The organism is Actinoplanes sp. L3-i22, assembly GCF_019704555.1.
Taxonomy (GTDB): domain Bacteria; phylum Actinomycetota; class Actinomycetes; order Mycobacteriales; family Micromonosporaceae; genus Actinoplanes.
In genome coordinates, this window is record NZ_AP024745.1 from 5963304 (window position 1) to 5979571 (window position 16268).

Genomic DNA, 16268 nt, shown 5'->3' on the forward strand with positions numbered 1-16268 from the left:
AAGATCCCGATGGACTGTCGTATGTCACCTAGTCGCGCGACTTCCTTTCGGGCGACTAGGTCTGTACCCTCGTCAACATGTCGCACGACACCCCTCTGGGCTCGGCGGAAGAAGGTATTCCGCAGCTCATCAAGGAACGCCGGGAGTTCCAGGAGCAGTTCTGCGCGCGGGCAGGCCTGCCCGCGCCGAAACCCTGGACCATGGAGGACGAGGAGAAATTTCAGGCCAAGGAAGCCGCTGCGGAGCGCCGGCTGGAGGAATGGAAGGCCCGTCAGGAGAGGCGGGTGGCGTGACCGCGGAGCGAGTATCGATGCGGGTGACCTGGCCCGGCCGCGGCTGGCGAACCATCCAGTCTGCCCGCTGCTGACCGGGCCGCCGATGGTGGCGCAGGTTCTTCGGGAGACCGTCGTGATGAAGGCGATGATCGTCACCACGATTCCGGAGAACTATGGCGGCCATGACGTAGCCGTAGAGGTTCTCGCCTAGGAAGGGTTTTCGGTCTCGCCGACGGGGCCTGCATCGGCCCCTTCGGCGAGTGCCGCCTTCAGCGGGGCTCGGCGCGCAGGGCCAGGCCGACCAGGAGGAGGCCGGCCCACTCCAGGGCGTGGGTCATGTCGACGGGACGGGCTCAGATGACCGTGGTGCCGCCGTCGGCGACCAGTTCCATGCCGTTGACGTAGCTCGAGTCGTCCGAGGCGAGGAAGAGCGCGACCGCCGCGATCTCCTCCGGGCGGCCCATCTCGCGCCGCGGGATCATGGCTTCGAACTGCGCCTTCGTCCGCGCGTCCATCACCTCGGCCAGGATCGGGGTGGCGACCTGGCCCGGGGTCAGCACGTTCACCCGGATCCGCCGGTCGCGCAGCTCGGACACCCAGACCCGGGCGTAGGCGGGCAGCACGGCCTTGCTCGCCGCGTAGACGCTCCAGTCCGGGTAGCCGCGGAGCGACGCGTTCGACCCGGTCATGAAGATCGAGCCGCCGTCGTTGAACAGCGGCAGCGCCTTCTGGACCGTGAACAGCGTGCCGCGCGCGTTCAGCGAGAAGGCGTCGTCGAACTGCTTCTCGGTGATCTCGCCGAGCCGGCCCTGCTCGCCCGTTCCGGCGCTGGCCCACAGCACGTCGATGCTGCCCTTCTCCTGCTTGACCGTCTCGAACAGCCGGTCCAGGTCGTCGAGGTCGGCCGAGTCGGCCCGCACGGCGGTCACGTTCCGGCCGATCAGCGCGACGGCCTCGTCCAGCGCGTCCTTCCGCCGGCCCGAGATGAAGACGTGCGCGCCCTCGTCGACGAACAGCTTCGCTCCGGCCAGCGCCATCCCACTGGTCCCGCCGGTGATCACCGCGACCTTGCCATCGAGCTTTCCCACGACGACTCCATTCACCTGCCGTGCCGATGTTATGTACACCGATCTGTGCACTTAACGTAGCGGGCGGTCGGGGCCGGCGCAAGCTATGCACACCGATCCGTACCCAAGGGCTAAGCTGGGCTGGTGACAGAGTTGGAGAAGGGGCCGCGAGGTCTGCGCCGCGGCCGGGGCGCCCGGGAGCGCATCGTCAGCGCGTCCCAGCAGCTGTTCCGTGACCAGGGCATCAACGGCACCGGCCTGGACCAGCTCTGCACGGTGGCCGAGGTGTCCAAGCGCACGCTCTACCAGCACTTCGCCGGCAAGGACGAGCTGATCGCCGAGTGCCTGCGCCGGTTCGACCCCGACGTCCTGCCCGAGGTGTTCGAGCACGCCGGGCTCACCCCGCGGGAACGACTCCTCGCGGTCTTCGACATCCACTCGCCGCTGTGCCCGTTCATCGCGGCGGCGGTCGAGATCCCCGACCCGGGCCACCCGGCCCGCGTGCACGCCCGCGACTACAAGAAGGCCTTCGCCGCCCGGCTCACCGAGGCCGCCCGCGAGGCCGGCGCCGCCGACCCCGAGCAACTCGGCGAGCAGCTGGCGCTGCTGCTGGACGGGGCGTCGGCTCGCAGCCGGGTGCTGGACGCCGAGGCGTTCAGCACCGCGGCCGCCATCGCCGCCGTCCTCGTCGACAACGCCGTTCCCGCGGCGCCGTCGTCGGCCGTCGTCGGCCGATGACGGCGCCGCGACGGCCGGCTAGGAGATGCCGCTCGCGAAGCGGAGCACGTCCTCGCGGGTGAGCGGGACGGTCTCCGGGTCCCAGTTGACCACCAGCTTCATCGCGTTCGTCCAGTCGATGACCAGCTGATGCAGCTCCGGGTAGTAGACCGCGTGCCTCCCGTTGACGGTGACCTCCTCCATCGGGGGCTCCTGGCCGGCGTCGTCGGCCGACTCCAGCGTCACGCACACGCCGATCTGCGCCGGACGGTCCTGGTTGACCAGGGCCGGCGGCGCGAGGCAGGTGATGCCCTGCGACCGGTGCCCCAGGGTCAGGCCGGGCGGCACGGTCGCGAACGTGAACTGTGGCTTCCCGGCCGGGATGCTGCCGTCGGTGGTCAGGCCCGTGGCGATCCGCAGCACGTCGGCCTCGGTCCGGGGACCCCAGCTCAGCACGGAGACCCACCGGCCGTCGGCCAGCTGCCAGCGGACGCCGACGTACTGGTCGTGCTTGCCGGCGCCGTCGAACTCCTTGGTCCGGTGCACCTCGGCCGGCCGCCCGTTGACCGTCGAGGCGTGGGTCTGTTCCGCCTCGGTCTCCCAGTCGGCCTGCAGCGGGCCGATCTCCACGTCGAGCACCGACGGGTCCTTCTCGTACTGCAGCAGCACGTTCGGGCCCATCTTCATGACCTCGTGGGAGCCGAGGCCGCCGGGCAGCCAGGTCGGCCGCATCGGGAAGACCGGCTCCGGCCAGGCCGGCGGGCCCCAGCCGTCGGTCCGCTGCACGACCGGCGGGTTCGGCGGGTGCTGGTGGTGCCGCAGCAGCGGGATCGTGACGCTCGCGGCGCCGACCACCAGGGCGGCGGCGACGGCCACGGTGGCGCGGCGGCGGCGCTGGTCCCGGCGTACGCCGTCGGTCACGCCCGCCCACAGGTCCGGCCGCGGTGCGGCGTCGTCGGCGGCCCGGTCCCGCAACGTGGTCCGCAGGTCCTCTTCCAGGGTCATCATTTCGCTCCCGACCGCTCGGACAGTGCTGGGTTCAGGTCGTTGCGCAGCCGGGCCAGGCCGCGGGTGGCGTGCACGCGGACGGTGCTCGGCGCGCAGCGCAGGATCTCCGCGATCTGCCGGTCGTCGAGGTCCTCGTAGTAGCGCAGCACCAGCACCGCACGCTGCGCCCGGGTCAGCCCGGACAGCCGCGTCCACAGGTCGTCGCGCAGCGCCTGCTGGTCGGCGAAGTCGCCACCAGCCGGGCGCTCGTCACGGATCGTGGCCGGCCGCTCGGTGTTGGACAGGCGGCGCAGCCACGAGACGTGCGAACGCACGAGCGCGGTCCGCAGATATCGGTCCGGCTGATCCGTTTCGATTCTCGGCCATCTTCGGTACGCCTTGACCAGCACCTCCTGGACGAGATCCTCGCCCAGATGCCGGTCCCCGCAGAGCAGGTAGGCGAAGCGCCGTAACGCCTCCCCACGTGCCCGTACGTATTCCTCGAATCCGCTGTGCACCCGACTGTTCCCCCGGTCTGTTCGCCGCTCTCCTCACATAGGACGCGGTGAGTGCGCCGATCCGCTTACCGCGATGCAGATATCGGGGTGGTCCAGCACCTCGTTGGCGTCGGTGATCTGGTCGATCGTGCCGATCGCCGGTTTCCCGTCGAGGAGCGCCTCGGCGAACCGGCCGGCGCCGATCACCGGATAGCCGCGGTCGAAATACGGCCGCCTTCGGGTGTCCAGCGGCGGGCACAGACCCAGGTCGTTCTGCCTGCGGGCGGCCTCCTCGTAGGCGTCGCAGAGCGCCGCGGATCTGCGATCCGCATCGTCTGCCGACAATGCCCGGGCCAGGTGGTCCGCCGCCGGGTCGCTGGTGATCGCGGTTCCGAGCCATTTGCCGTACGGCGGCCAGCGGCGCTGCTGGAGCAGCAGCAGCCGGGCGACATCGCGGGCCAGGCGGGCCGTGATGATCCGGGACCCGGCGTCGTCGCCGAGCTCGGCGGTGCGGCCCGGGAACGCCTCCTCCTGGCCGATCCGCGCCCACTGGCAGCCCAGCACGTAGCGCCAGAAGTCGTCCGGATACCAGGACAGGCGCGCCCGGATCGCGGTCAGCTCGCCGTCCGGGTCGTGGAAGACGCCGCCCCCGGCGATCTCGGCCAGCCGCTGCCACGGAATGGCCGGCCAGCCGGGGTCGGCACCGATCCGGGCGCGCAGCCACGCGTCCAGGGGGGTGATCGTGACGTAGTGGTCGACCGGGCCGTCGGTGGCGGCCATCGAGCGGACCCGGGCGCCGGGCGGGACGAAGTGCGTCGGCCAGCCCAGGAACTGTTTCGGCAGCGTGTGCCGCAGCTCCTCGGCCAGGTCGCCGGGCTCCTCGAGGAACAGGTCGAGGCGGGGACCCCAGTCGTGGTCGGTGGACCGCTCGGTGTCGAAGCCGAGCACGTCACTGCCCGGGCCGATCCGGGCGGCGATGTGCTGGCGGTTGCCGAGCAGGGGGCGTACCGCCTCCAGGTAGAAGCGCCGGGACAGTTCCACGCCGGGCCGGAATTCGGGCATGCGACCGGTCTACCATCCGAGACCATGTGGATCATCCGAATTGTTCCGTCGTGAGCGCCACCGCCGAGGAGCTGACGTACGGGACGGCCAACGAGGTCACCGGCGGGGTGTGGCGGGTGCCGCGGGGCGACGGGACCGCGGTGCGCAAAGTGGTCATGCGGCGGCGGGACGGGGCGTCACCACATCTGGCGGCCAGCGACGATCCCGGCCATTTCAACTATTGGCGGCGGGAGCCGATCGCGTACCGGAGTGGATTCGCGCGGACCGCGTTCGCCGCCGGGGGGCTGTCCGTCCCGGAACTGTACGAGCTCGAGGAACAGGCCGACGGGTCGATCGCGATGCTGCTCGCGGATGTGCGCGGAACTCCGCTGACGGCGTGGCGGCCCGCGGACGTGGGGGACATCGCCTATCGGCTCGGGGTCGCGCAGTCGCGGTGGATCGGTGCGCCGCCGGACGAGGAATGGCTGGCTCGGGACTTCCTGCGGGATTACACCCTGGCACAACCCGTACCGTCGGAATTGGATTTTGATCATCCGGTCGTGGTGGCGGCCTGGGATCCGGAACTGCGCGCGCGGCTGCGGGAGATGTGGACCCAGCGGCATGATCTGCTGGCGGTCGCGGATTCGCTGCCTAGGACGTTGTGCCATCACGATGTGTGGCCGATGAATGTGATCCTCGCCGATTCCGGGCCGGTGTTGCTGGATTGGGCGTTCGTGGGGCCGGGGGCGATCGGGGAGGATGCGGCGAATCTGGCGCTGGACACCTTTCTCGACGGGCTGATCGATCTGTCGCTGATGGACGGGGTCCTCGCGGCGGTCACCGAGGGTTATGCGCGCGGGATGTCCGAGGTCGATCCGTCGCTGGTGCAGCGGGCGATCATGGTGACGGGCGCGGCGAAGTACTTCTGGTTGGCACCGCGCATGATCGATTCCCTGATGCGGGACAAGCCGGCAGCGGCGGCCTATGACTCGCGGGGGTGGCCGGAGCGGCTCGCCGGGCGGGCGCCGGTGCTCGAGGTGATCGCCCGCTGGGCCGGCGAAGCCTTGCGCTGATGCTCATCCGACGAAGCCACATCCTATCGTCCTAGGATGCCCTACGGGGCGTGCGGCGAGCCGCACCTTAAATACACAAGGACGGCTTCGCCGACCGACCCAGGGCATTTCTCGGATTTGCCGCGATCGGCGGGTTGACTCTGCCCCTGGGGCAGGGGTGAGGCTTGGTGAGTCGCCGGTCAGGGCGGGTGACCGGCGGCGGGGGCGTAGCCGTGACCCTTCGTGGCCTCGGTGCGGTGTGCGGTGTCCTGTTCGGAATGCTGGTCGGAGAGTCGGAGGTGCTATGGCGGATGATCGCGTGATCGTCGAGGGTGTGGGCTTGTCGGGTGGGCGGCACTGTGAGACGACGGCGCTCGGGGTTCTGCTCGGGCATGCGGGGCTGGAGCTGTCCGAGGCGATGCTGTTCGGGCTGGGGGAGGGGCTCGGGTTCGTCTACTGGGACGCCAAGGGGATGGACGTGCCGTTCCTCGGTGGGCGGTCCAAGCCGATGGCGATCACCCGGGCGCTTGCCGGGCGGCTCGGGCTCGAGCTGCGGGTCACCGAGACCGCTTCGGCCGCCAGAGGGTGGCGCAACGTCGTCGCGGAGCTCGGCGCCGGGCGGCCGGTGGGATTGCAGCTGGACTGCTACCACCTGGAGTACTTCACGGCGCGGACGCACTTCGGCGGGCATGTCGTGGCGATGTACGGATACGACGACACGGATGCCTACCTGGTCGACACCGCTCAGCAGGGTGGGGCGGTGACCACCTCGCTGCGGAGCCTGGCGCTGGCCCGGGCCGAGCGGGGGCCGATGACTGCCCGGCACCTGGCGTTCACCCTGGCGGTCCCGGAGGCTCGCCCGGATCTCGGGGTGGCGATCCGGGCGGCGGTTCGGGGGAACGCGGCGACGTTTCTGAACCCGCCGATCGCGAATCTCGGCCATCGGGGGATCGGAAAGGCGGCCGTGCGGGTGCGGCGGTGGCTCGACCGGGCGACGGATCCGGGACGGGATCTGCCGATGGCGGCGATGCTGATGGAGCGGGGTGGCACCGGCGGCGGGCTGTTCCGGGCGATGTATCGGGACTTCCTCGCCGAGGCGGCCACGGTCGTCGACGACGAGCGGCTGCGGGCCGGGCATCGGGGGTACGCGGAGATCGCGCCGAGGTGGACCGAGGTCGCCGGGCTGATCGCGGCGGCCGGCGAGTCGGGTGATCCCGGGCCGCTGGTGCGGGCGTCGGAGCTGCTCGCCGACCTGGCCGGCCGGGAACGCCGCGCGATGGAGATCCTGTCCGGGCTGTGACCGGCGATGCGGGTGCGGGGTCGTCGCGGTGGCCGGGCGCTGGTCTTCGACCGGCGGTCCGGCCCGGGGCCGGCAGTGGGCGGTCCGGCTCGGGCACGGCGGTGGGTGAGGCGGTTCGGGCCTGGCGGTGGGTGAGGCGGCGGTCGGCTACGGTCGGTGGCCATGAGCTGGACTGCCGCGACCGTTCTCACCGACGACGGTGAGGTTCCGCTTCGTGATCTGCCGGTTGCGGAGCTCGTGTCCGCCGCGCTCGCCGTGGACGAGGACAGCCGGCCGGAGTACACCGCGTTTCTGCAGCTGCGCGGTGATCGGGAGACCTTCGAGGCGGCCCGGTCGCTGTGCGGCTCCGCGGACCCGGCCCGGCGGGCGCTGGGCGCGTATGTGCTCGGGGAACTGGGCGCGGTGGCGTTGTCGGACGAGGGTGACATCGTGGTCGTCCCCCGCGATCAGCGCCCGTTCCGCATGCCGGCGGTCACGCTGCTGCTGGACCTCGCTGCCGGCGAGCCCGCCGGTGAGCCCGATGGCTGGCCGACGGGCGAGCCCCTCGGTCGGCCCGATGGCTGGCCCACGGGCGAGCCTCTCGGTGGGCGCGATGGCTGGCCCACGGGCGGTCCCGCCGGTGGGCCCGATGGCGGGACCATCGGCGGGACCGGAGGTGAAGTGCAGGCGGCGATCGCGACCGCGCTCGGCCATCTCGGTGATCCCCGGGCGGTCGAGCCGCTCGGCGCGTGGCGCTCTCATCCGGTTGTCCACGTGCGGTGGACGGTCTGCCTCGCGTTGACCCGCTTTGCTTCCCGCGATGACGACGCGTTGCGGTATCTGGTCGAGTTGACGGCCGATCCGGAGCCGATGGTTCGTGACTGGTCCTGCTGCGGGCTGTACCAGGCCGGCCGGGACACCCCGGAGGTTCGCCGTGCCCTGATGGTGCGGCTGGATGACGACGATGCCGTGACGCGGGCGGAGGCGCTGCGGGCGCTGGCCCTCTTCGGGGAGCGCCGGGCGGTCCAGCCGCTGCTGGACGCGTTGGACCGCCCGCCGGAGGCCGGCGACGACGAGACGGGCGAGGTGGCCGGGCTCGTGGCGGAGGCGCTTTCCCTGCTGGCCGACCGCACCGGAGATCCGCGCCTGCTTGCGCGCCTCCGCCCGTCGGACGACGACTGAGTCGTCCTTCCTTGCCGGACGTTCCTTGCCGGCCCTGAACGGTGCCGGGCCTTCCTTGCCGGCCCTGAACGGTGCCGGCCCTGAACGGTGCCGGGCCTTCCTTGCCGGCCCTGAACGGTGCCGGGCCTGAACGGTGCCGGGCCTGAACGGTGCCGGGCCTGAACGGTGCCGGGCCTGAACGGTGGCTTCCGAGCTGAGGAGCGTGCCGGGCCAGTGCGGCGCCCGGCGGCGTTGATCCGGTCCGCGGGCTCTGCCCCCGGGCGGATCAACCGGGGATCTGGGTCACGGCTGGCTCGCGGGTGCGGGTGGTGTGGACGAGGAGGGCCAGGGCGGCCAGGATCAGGGCCGCTACCAGGGCGGTGACCTGCAGGCTGCCGGTGAAGGCGTGCCGGGCGTCGGCGAGCAGGGTGGCGGCCTGGGCGGTGGGGAGGTGGCGGCTGGTGGCCAGGGCGCCGGCGAGGGAGTCCGAGGTGTCGTTCATCCGGCTGCGGTAGACGACGGTGGCGAGGACGCCGAGCAGGGCGAAGCCCAGGGAGCCGCCGAAGTAGTTGCCGGTTTCGGACATCGCCGCGGCGGAGCCGGCCCGGGACGGGGGGACGGCGTTCATGACCAGGCCGGTGCCGAGGGCGAACAGCGGGCCGGTGCCCAGGGCGAGGACCGTGATGCCGGTCAGGATCAGGGGCAGGGCGCCGGTCAGCATCAGCAGGCTGCCGAGGGCGGACACCGCCAGGCCGCCGGCGATGGCGGTCACCGGGGGGACGCGGCGGGCGAGGGCGGGGGCGGTCATCGTGCCGGCGGCCACGCCGAGGCCCATCGGGGCGAACAGCAGGGCGGCGGTGACCGGGGACAGGCCGCGGACGCCCTGCAGGTACTGGGTGACGAGCAGGCCGGTGCCGGCCATCGCGATGCCGGCGCCGACCAGGGCGACCAGGACGGCGGTGAACGTCCGGCTGTGCAGTAGCCGCAGGTCGAGCAGCGGGGTGGGGAGGCGGTGCTGACGTCGTACAAAAGCGAATCCGACCGCCGCGCCCACCGCGAAAGCCGCAGCCGGGAGAGCGACCTGGCCTCCGGCGGAGGCCTGTTTCAGGGCGAAGATCAGCAGGAGTACGGCGGTGAGGGAGAGCGCGACGCTGGCCGGGTCGAGGCGGCCGGGTTGTGGCGCGCGGTGCTCGGGGAGCAGGAACGGGCCGGTGAGCAGCAGTAACAGCATCGGGGGTACGGCGATCAGGAAGATCGAGCCCCACCAGAAGTGCTGCAGGAGCAGGCCGGCGAGGACCGGGCCGAGGGCGCCGCCGGTGAACTGGCAGGTGGCCCAGGTGGCGATGGCGCGGCCGCGGCGCGGGTCGTGTTCGCCGAACATCGTGGTGATCAGGGCGAGGGTGGACGGGGTGAGGGTGGCGCCGGCGACGCCGAGCAGGGCGCGGATGACGATGAGCATGAGGGGGCCGGTGGCGAACGCGGCGGCGAGGGAGAGGCCGGCGAACGCGGCGGCGCCGATCAGAAGCAGTCGTCGTCGGCCGATCCGGTCGCCGAGGGTGCCCATCGTGATGACCAGGGCGGCGACGGTGAGGCCGTAGCTGTCGCTGATCCACAGTTGTTCGACGGCGCTCGCGCCCAGGTCGGCGCTGAGGGCGGGCAGGGCCAGGAGCAGCGCGGTGATGTCGGTCGCGACGATCAGGGTGGGCAGCATGAGGATGGTCAGTCCCAGCCACGAGCGGTGGAGTCTCATGCCCGCTGGTCGGAGTGGGCCGGGGATTCTTGACGGGCGGCCGGGAAAAATGTCGGTGGGGGATGTCAAGGTTGCTGCGGTGGCTACGACCGACCGGCGAGAAGTCGTTCATCTTGCGGAGGTAAGGCGATGAAGTTCCTGATCAGCATGCACATCAACCCGGCGGTGCTGGAGGCGTTGACCGAGGAGGAGATGGCGGCGATCGGTGCCGGGCACGGCCGGTTCATGGCGGGGTTGAAGGAGCGTGGCGAGTTGATCACCACGCAGGCGCTGGTGGATCCGTCGCAGGCGGTGGTGGTGTCGGTGCGGGACGGGCAGCGGGTGGTGACCGACGGGCCGTTCCTGGAGGCGAAGGAGTATCTGGGCGGGTTCTACTTCGTCGACGTGGAGGACAAGGCGCGGGCGATCGAGCTGGCGGCGCAGATCCCGGACGCGGCGATCGAGGGCCTGGGGATCGAGGTGCGGCAGGTGATGTTCGCGGACGGGGTTCTGGAGGCGTGAGCGCGCCGGGCATCGAGGACCTGCTGCGTGCGTTGATGCCGCAGGTCCTCGGCGCGCTGGTGCGCAGGTTCGGGCAGTTCGAGGGCTGTGAGGACGCGGTTCAGGAGGCGGGGCTCGCGGCGTCGGTGCAGTGGCCGGTCGAGGGGGTGCCGGACAATCCGCGGGGCTGGTTGATGACTGTCGCGTCGCGGCGGCTGATCGACGAGGTGCGCAGTGCGTCGGCGCGCCGGGGTCGGGAGTCGGCGCGGGTCGCGGACGTCGCGCCGGGGGAGGTGCCGGACACCGATGACACGTTGCTGTTGCTGTTCCTGTGCTGCCATCCGGCGTTGACGGCGGCGTCGCAGACGGCGTTGACGCTGCGTGCGGTGGGTGGGCTGACGACCGCGGAGATCGCGCGGGCGTTCCTGGTGCCGGAGGCGACGATGGCGGCGCGGATCAGCCGGGCGAAGCAGCGGATCCGGGCGGCGGGCGGGTCGTTTCCGGCGCCGGCCGGGCCGGAACGGTTGCCGGTGGTCCTGCACGTGCTGTACCTGATCTTCAACGAGGGGTACACGGCGTCGTCGGGGTCGTCGCTGGACCGGGCGGATCTGGCGGTGGAGGCGATCCGGCTGGCGCGGATGGTGCACGCGGGGCTCCCCGAGGACGGGGAGGTGGCCGGGTTGCTGGCGTTGATGCTGCTCACACATGCGCGCCGGGCGGCGCGGACGACGGCGGGCGGGGATCTGGTGCCGTTGGACGAGCAGGATCGTACGCAATGGGATCGGTCTTTGATCGTGGAAGGTCTTGAGCTGGCGAAGGGGGCGCTGGGGGCGCCGGAGCTGGGCCCTTATCAGTTGCAGGCGGCGATCGCGGCGACGCATGCGGATGCGGCGACGGCGGGGGAGACGAACTGGCGGCAGGTGTACGCGTTGTATCTGATCCTGGAGCGGATCGCGCCGAATCCGGTGGTGACGCTGAACCGGGCGGTGGCGTTGGCCGAGGTGGAGGGGCCGGCGGCCGGGTTGGCGCTGCTGGCGGGGTTGGACGGGGACGAGCGGCTGGCCGGGCATCATCGGTTGTGGTCGGTGCGGGCGCATCTGCTGGAGAAGGCCGGGGACGAGGCGGGGGCGTATTCGTGGTACCGGCGGGCGGCCCGGGCGACGGCGAGTCTGGCGGAGCAGCGGTATCTGGAGGGGCGCGCGAGCCGTCTGCGGGGTTAGCTTGCTTCCTATCGTCCTAGGATGACCTACGGATAGTGCGGCAAGCCGCACCCCAGGAACTGAAAGGACGGCTTCGCCGACGAACCCATAAAGCTTTTGCTGTCCGGTCCGGGAGCGCCGTGGTCGAGGTCCGATTGCGGGGGTACGGGCGGAGTCGAGATTGTGTCCACGCGGGTGTCGATCCGGGGCCGAGGCGTTCGTGTAGCTGATGAGAGGCCGGCGCAGGTTCGGCTGTTACGCGAGGAGACCCTCATGGGCAAGGTGGTCGTGGTGGAGAACGTGACACTCGACGGGGTCATGCAAGCGCCGGGCGGGGCAGACGAAGACGCCCGGGGAGGCTTCCCGTATGGCGGCTGGGCTCACCCGTATGCCGACCGGGTCATGGCCGAGGCGATGGGCAAGGGCATGAGTGAGGACAGCGGGATGCTCTTCGGTCGCCGCACCTACGAGCAGTTCCACGCCTTCTGGTCGAAGCAGACCGACGGCAACCCGTACACCGAGGTCCTCAACCGCAAACGCAAGTACGTCGCGTCGCGCACGCTGGCCGGGCCGCTGCCCTGGGAGAACTCGTCGCTGCTGCCGGGTGATGCGGCGGACGCCGTGGCCGCGCTCAAGCGCGGGGTCGAGGGCGACCTGGTCGTGCTCGGCAGTGGCGAGTTGGTGCGGTCGCTGGCGAGGGCCGGCTTGGTCGACGTCTACACGCTGTCGATCCACCCGCTGACGCTCGGTACCGGGACGAAGCTGTTCGCCGAGGGCGAGCAGGCGTACGGCACGTTGGAGTTGGTCGAGGCCCTGCCGACGACAACCGGCGTGATCATCGCGACCTACCGCTCGATTGCCTGAAAGGATCAGCTGACATGAGGCAGTACCTGCTCAGCGTCTATCAGCCCGACGGCGAGGCACCGCCTGAGGTCCTCGCCCCGATCATGGCCGATCTCGACACCTTGGCCGAGCAGATGCGGGCAGCCGGCGCTTGGGTGTTTTCCGTCGGTCTGCACCCGGCCAGCACCGCAACGGTCGTCCGCGACCGCGACGGCGAGGCGTTGCTCACCGATGGGCCGTTCACCGAGGGCAAGGAACACCTCGGCGGCTTCACGATCATCAACGCGCCCGACCTCGACGCCGCCTTGGCGTGGGGTGCCAGGATGGCCCGCGCCTCGACGCTGCCGGTCGAGGTACGACCTGTCGCATGAGCGGCGACATCGAGCGGATCTTCCGGCAGGAGTACGGCCGCGCGGTCGCGGTCCTGGTCCGTGTCTTCGGCGACATCGACGGTGCCGAGGACGCGGTCCAGGACGCGTTTGTCACGGCCATGCGGCACTGGCCTGTCCACGGGGTACCGCCCAGCCCGTCCGGCTGGATCATCACCACTGCCCGCAACCGCGCGATCGACCGCCTGCGTCGTGAGTCGACCCGGGCCGACCGGCATGCCCAGGCGCTGGTGCTCCGGGCGCCCGACAATGCACCCGATCCCGGACAGGAGGGGCCCGTGCGCGACGACCGGCTGCGCCTGATCTTCACCTGCTGCCACCCCGCGCTCGCACCCGCCTCCCGGGTGGCGCTCACGCTGCGGCTGCTCGGCGGACTCACCACCGCCGAGATCGCACGGGCGTTCCTGGTGCCCGAGCCGACCATGGCCCAGCGGCTCGTCCGCGCCAAAGGCAAGATCCGCGATGCGGGCATCCCCTACCGGGTGCCCCGCGACGCCGACCTTCCCGACCGCCTCCGGACGGTCCTCGCCGTCCTCTACCTGATCTTCAACGAGGGCTACACCGCAAGCTCCGGCGACGACCTCACCCGGGACGACCTGAGCACCGAGGCCATCCGGCTCTGCCGCCTGCTCGCGGCGCTGATGCCCGACGAGCCGGAGGTGCTCGGCCTGCTCGCGCTGATGCTGCTGATCGAGTCGCGGCGACCGGCGCGCACCAGCGCCGCAGGGGACCTCGTACGGCTCGGCGACCAGGATCGCACGCTCTGGCACCGGGCCATGATCGCGGAGGGCCAGGACCTGGTCAGGCGATGCCTGCGCGGTAACCGGCCCGGCCCCTACCAGGTGCAGGCCGCCATCAACGCCGTGCACAGCGACGCCGCGACGGCCGCCGGGACCGACTGGCCGCAGATCCTCGCGTTGTACGACCACCTGGCGGCGCTGACCCCTGGCCCGGTCATCGCGCTGCACCGGGCGGTCGCGCTGGCCGAGGTGGACGGCCCGGCGGCCGCCCTGCCGCTGGTCGACGGCATCGATGGTCTCAACCGCCACCACATGTTCCATGCGGTGCGCGCCGACCTGCTCCGCCGTCTCGGGCGGGCGCAGGAGGCCGCGGCGGCCTATGAGAAGGCCGCCGCGCTCACCGACAATGCGGCCGAGCGCCGCTTTCTCGCCTCCCGCCGCGCTGCCCTTTCCATCTGACGGGCCGGTACGGCTCCGGACCCCGGGCCCGGGGTCCGGAGGCACGGCAGTGACCCACCCTCCGCTGGCGCCGTTTTTCGTGGATTTGGTCAGTCGCCGGCCGTCATCAGGGCGATCAGTTGGTCGCCCGGGGTGGTGCGTTCGTAGTAGACGGCGCGGCCGCTGCGGCGGGCGACGATGACGCCGGCGGTGCGCAGGGCGGCGAGGTGGCCGGAGACCGTGCCCAGGGAGACGCCGAGCAGGGCGGCGAGCTGGGACGGGGTGGCCGGGTCGCGGAGGGTGGCGAGGATGCGGGCGCGGCCGTCGCCGATCAGGGTGGTGATGCCGCCGGGGTGTGGGTCGAGGTCGCCGAGGATGCCGCGGGCCGGGTAGACGACGGCGGTCCGGTTCGGGGCCTGGCAGATCCATCGTCCGGCGGTGCCGGTGTGCGGGACCAGGACCAGGCCTTCGGCGCCGACGGCGGGGTCGGTGTGTCCCCGGGTGGAGAAGAGGATGGCGTCCGGTTCTGCCCATCGGAGTTTGCCTAGGCCGTCGAGGGCGTGCCGCCAGCCGTGGGTGGCGATGATGCCGGCGCGGTGGCGGATGTCGCGTTCCATGATGGCGCGGCGGCGGGCCCAGTCCGGGGCGACGAATTGGTGCCAGATGTGGGCGAACACGTCGGCGGCGGCGGTGGCGATGCCGTCGCGGTCGGCCCAGTCGGTGTCGGCGGCGATCCAGGCGTGCCGGCGGGATTCGGCGATGGTGGCTCTGGCCTGCGGGTCCGGGATCGCGCGCAGCTGTGCGAGCTCGTCGGTGAATCGGGTGGTCATCGAGGACGGTGGGAGTGCGACGAAGTCGGGCAGGTATTTGGTCGCCGACACCAGTCGTACGAGTCCGGCCGCGAACGGGTTGTCGTCGAGCCAGCCGGCCAGTTCGCGGGCTTGCGGGCCGGGGCGGCCGCCGTCGAGTTCGCGGCGGAGGCCGAGCAGGCAGCTGAAGGTCTCGGCCAGTGGCGAGAGTGCGAACCGGCTGGCGCGCAGGGCGTCGGGGCCGAATCGGATCAGGGTCATGGCGCTAACTTGCGGCATCTGCCGCAAGAGTTCAAACCCGCGACGGTACGGCGTGAGGATGGTGGCCGTGACCATCGATCTCCCGGCGCGTCCGGTTCGTCGTCTGCTGCGTGGCCGGTTCGGGTGGTTCTTCGCGGGCCGGGCGGTCGACATCTTCGGGACGTCGATGTCGACGGTGGCGCTGGCGTTGGCGGTGTTGCAGGTTTCCGGGGAGGCGACCGACCTGGGGATCGTGCTGGCGGCGAACGTGACGCCGGGGCTGCTGTTGATGCTGGCGGGTGGGGTGCTGGCGGATCGGGTCGGCCGGCGTGGGCTGTTGATCGCGGCGAACACGGTGAGTGCGGCGGCGACCGGTGCGATCGCGGTCCTGTTGCTCTGCGGCCGGTATCAGGTGGCGGCGGTGGCGGGGTTGTCGCTGGTGACGGGGGCGGCGGCGGCGTTCGCGCAGCCGGCGTTGCGGGGCGTCGTGCCGGAGTTGGTCGCGGATGTGGATCTGCAGCGGGCGAATGCGTTGCTGGCGAGCAGCCGGCATGCGGTGCGGATCGTCGCGCCGGCGGTGGCGGGGCTGGTGACGGCGACGGCGGGTGGTGGCTGGGCGTTGGTGGTGGACGCGGTCAGCTGTCTGGTGGCGGCGGTGTTCTTCCTGCGGTTGCCGGCTCGTGGCCGGGTGGTGGTGTCGGGGCGGTCGGTGCTGGCCGATCTGGTGGCGGGGTGGCGGATCTTCCGGTCGTTGCGCTGGGTGCTGGTGGGCAGTGTGTCGTTCGCGGTGATGAACGCGGTGAACGCGGGTCCGTGGAATGTGCTGGGGCCGATGCTGGTGTCGGCGCGTGGGGGGCCGTTCGGGTGGGGTGCGGTGTTGTCGGTGCGGGCGGTGGGTCTGCTGGTGATGAGTGTGGTGGCGGTGCGGCTGGGGTGGCGGCGGCCGTTGCGTACGGGAAGGGTGTTCGGGGTTTTGTCGGCGGTGCCGTTGCTGGCGTTGGGTGTGTCGGGTTCGCCGTGGGTGGTGGGGGTGGCGGCGTTCGTGGGTGGGGTGGGTATGACGGTTTCGGCGATCACGTGGGATTCGGCGGTGCAGGTGCGGGTGCCGCGGGAGGCGTTGTCGCGGGTGGCGTCGTTCGATGATCTGTTCTCGTTCGTGACGGTGCCGTTGTCGGGGTTGGCGGTGGGGCCGTTCGCGGGGTGGTTCGGGGCGAGCCGGGTGGCCGGGGTGTGCGGTGTGGTGTTCGTGGTGGCGGCGTTGGTGCCGTTGTTGAGTGCGGAGACCCGGCGCGGCTGATCGTGGG

General features: G+C 71.5%; 17 protein-coding genes. 11 read left to right on the forward strand and 6 right to left on the reverse strand.

Annotated features, from left to right (window positions below):
* Nucleotides 1-77 precede the first annotated feature (77 nt).
* Nucleotides 78-293 (forward strand): hypothetical protein, encoded by a 216-nt coding sequence (locus L3i22_RS26640; protein WP_221329672.1) that lies wholly within the window; start codon nt 78-80, stop codon nt 291-293.
* Nucleotides 294-628: 335 nt separating this feature from the next.
* On the opposite strand, the gene L3i22_RS26645 is transcribed toward L3i22_RS26640, so the two are convergent.
* Entirely contained in the window at nt 629-1363 is a 735-nt protein-coding gene (locus tag L3i22_RS26645) for an SDR family NAD(P)-dependent oxidoreductase (protein ID WP_221329673.1), read from the reverse strand.
* Between the two features lie 123 nt (nt 1364-1486).
* Here L3i22_RS26645 and L3i22_RS26650 point away from each other — a divergent pair, with 123 nt between their 5' ends.
* Nucleotides 1487-2080 (forward strand): TetR/AcrR family transcriptional regulator, encoded by a 594-nt coding sequence (locus L3i22_RS26650; RefSeq protein ID WP_221329674.1) that lies wholly within the window; start codon nt 1487-1489, stop codon nt 2078-2080.
* A gap of 18 nt (nt 2081-2098) precedes the next feature.
* On the opposite strand, the gene L3i22_RS26655 is transcribed toward L3i22_RS26650, so the two are convergent.
* From L3i22_RS26655 to L3i22_RS26665, 3 genes are read right to left on the reverse strand one after another with little or no spacing between them, the layout of a single operon-like run.
* Nucleotides 2099-3064, reverse strand: a complete 966-nt coding sequence (locus tag L3i22_RS26655; RefSeq protein ID WP_221329675.1) for a hypothetical protein — start codon at nt 3062-3064, stop codon at nt 2099-2101.
* Nucleotides 3064-3564, reverse strand: a complete 501-nt coding sequence (locus L3i22_RS26660) for a SigE family RNA polymerase sigma factor (protein ID WP_221329676.1) — start codon at nt 3562-3564, stop codon at nt 3064-3066. The genes L3i22_RS26655 and L3i22_RS26660 overlap by 1 nt, the downstream gene beginning before the upstream one ends.
* Nucleotides 3565-3597: 33 nt before the next feature.
* Complete coding sequence (locus tag L3i22_RS26665) at nt 3598-4605, reverse strand: DUF4037 domain-containing protein (RefSeq protein ID WP_221329677.1); 1008 nt, start codon at nt 4603-4605, stop codon at nt 3598-3600.
* Between the two features lie 116 nt (nt 4606-4721).
* Here L3i22_RS26665 and L3i22_RS26670 point away from each other — a divergent pair, with 116 nt between their 5' ends.
* The 3 genes from L3i22_RS26670 (at nt 4722) to L3i22_RS54410 (ending at nt 8097) form a co-directional block, all read left to right on the forward strand.
* Nucleotides 4722-5657 (forward strand): phosphotransferase, encoded by a 936-nt coding sequence (locus tag L3i22_RS26670; protein ID WP_255658620.1) that lies wholly within the window; start codon nt 4722-4724, stop codon nt 5655-5657.
* Between the two features lie 283 nt (nt 5658-5940).
* Nucleotides 5941-6936: a BtrH N-terminal domain-containing protein gene (locus L3i22_RS26675; protein WP_255658621.1), complete on the forward strand. Its 996-nt coding sequence runs from the start codon at nt 5941-5943 to the stop codon at nt 6934-6936.
* 162 nt (nt 6937-7098) lie between these two features.
* A complete protein-coding gene (locus L3i22_RS54410) occupies nt 7099-8097 on the forward strand; it encodes a HEAT repeat domain-containing protein (RefSeq protein WP_221329678.1) in 999 nt (332 codons plus the stop codon).
* 265 nt (nt 8098-8362) lie between these two features.
* Here L3i22_RS54410 and L3i22_RS26685 read toward each other — a convergent pair whose 3' ends face one another.
* Entirely contained in the window at nt 8363-9826 is a 1464-nt protein-coding gene (locus L3i22_RS26685; protein WP_221329679.1) for an MFS transporter, read from the reverse strand.
* A 129-nt stretch (nt 9827-9955) separates the two neighbouring features.
* On the opposite strand from L3i22_RS26685, the gene L3i22_RS26690 reads away from it, so the two are divergent.
* The 5 genes from L3i22_RS26690 (at nt 9956) to L3i22_RS26710 (ending at nt 13936) form a co-directional block, all read left to right on the forward strand.
* Nucleotides 9956-10327 (forward strand): YciI family protein, encoded by a 372-nt coding sequence (locus L3i22_RS26690; protein ID WP_221329680.1) that lies wholly within the window; start codon nt 9956-9958, stop codon nt 10325-10327.
* Complete coding sequence (locus L3i22_RS26695; protein ID WP_255658623.1) at nt 10324-11526, forward strand: RNA polymerase sigma factor; 1203 nt, start codon at nt 10324-10326, stop codon at nt 11524-11526. The genes L3i22_RS26690 and L3i22_RS26695 overlap by 4 nt, the downstream gene beginning before the upstream one ends.
* 252 nt (nt 11527-11778) lie before the next feature.
* A complete protein-coding gene (locus L3i22_RS26700) occupies nt 11779-12369 on the forward strand; it encodes a dihydrofolate reductase family protein (RefSeq protein ID WP_255658624.1) in 591 nt (196 codons plus the stop codon).
* Between the two features lie 14 nt (nt 12370-12383).
* Nucleotides 12384-12719, forward strand: a complete 336-nt coding sequence (locus tag L3i22_RS26705) for a YciI family protein (protein WP_221329681.1) — start codon at nt 12384-12386, stop codon at nt 12717-12719.
* Nucleotides 12716-13936 (forward strand): RNA polymerase sigma factor, encoded by a 1221-nt coding sequence (locus L3i22_RS26710; RefSeq protein ID WP_221329682.1) that lies wholly within the window; start codon nt 12716-12718, stop codon nt 13934-13936. The genes L3i22_RS26705 and L3i22_RS26710 overlap by 4 nt, the downstream gene beginning before the upstream one ends.
* A gap of 89 nt (nt 13937-14025) precedes the next feature.
* Here L3i22_RS26710 and L3i22_RS26715 read toward each other — a convergent pair whose 3' ends face one another.
* On the reverse strand, nt 14026-14985 hold the full coding sequence (locus L3i22_RS26715) for a winged helix-turn-helix domain-containing protein (RefSeq protein WP_221329683.1): 960 nt from the start codon (nt 14983-14985) through the stop codon (nt 14026-14028).
* 67 nt (nt 14986-15052) lie between these two features.
* On the opposite strand from L3i22_RS26715, the gene L3i22_RS26720 reads away from it, so the two are divergent.
* Entirely contained in the window at nt 15053-16261 is a 1209-nt protein-coding gene (locus L3i22_RS26720; protein WP_221329684.1) for an MFS transporter, read from the forward strand.
* Nucleotides 16262-16268 lie beyond the last annotated feature (7 nt).

Bases quoted from the DNA above. Each gene is read 5' to 3' on its own strand.
- L3i22_RS26690 (WP_221329680.1), top strand. From the start codon at position 9,956: ATGAAGTTCCTGATCAGCATGCACATCAACCCGGCGGTGCTGGAGGCG.
- L3i22_RS26710 (WP_221329682.1), top strand. From the start codon at position 12,716: ATGAGCGGCGACATCGAGCGGATCTTCCGGCAGGAGTACGGCCGCGCG.
- L3i22_RS26655 (WP_221329675.1), bottom strand. From the start codon at position 3,064: ATGACCCTGGAAGAGGACCTGCGGACCACGTTGCGGGACCGGGCCGCC.
- L3i22_RS26640 (WP_221329672.1), top strand. From the start codon at position 78: ATGTCGCACGACACCCCTCTGGGCTCGGCGGAAGAAGGTATTCCGCAG.
- L3i22_RS26665 (WP_221329677.1), bottom strand. From the start codon at position 4,605: ATGCCCGAATTCCGGCCCGGCGTGGAACTGTCCCGGCGCTTCTACCTG.
- L3i22_RS26715 (WP_221329683.1), bottom strand. From the start codon at position 14,985: ATGACCCTGATCCGATTCGGCCCCGACGCCCTGCGCGCCAGCCGGTTC.
- L3i22_RS26685 (WP_221329679.1), bottom strand. From the start codon at position 9,826: ATGAGACTCCACCGCTCGTGGCTGGGACTGACCATCCTCATGCTGCCC.
- L3i22_RS54410 (WP_221329678.1), top strand. From the start codon at position 7,099: ATGAGCTGGACTGCCGCGACCGTTCTCACCGACGACGGTGAGGTTCCG.
- L3i22_RS26705 (WP_221329681.1), top strand. From the start codon at position 12,384: ATGAGGCAGTACCTGCTCAGCGTCTATCAGCCCGACGGCGAGGCACCG.
- L3i22_RS26675 (WP_255658621.1), top strand. From the start codon at position 5,941: ATGGCGGATGATCGCGTGATCGTCGAGGGTGTGGGCTTGTCGGGTGGG.
- L3i22_RS26700 (WP_255658624.1), top strand. From the start codon at position 11,779: ATGGGCAAGGTGGTCGTGGTGGAGAACGTGACACTCGACGGGGTCATG.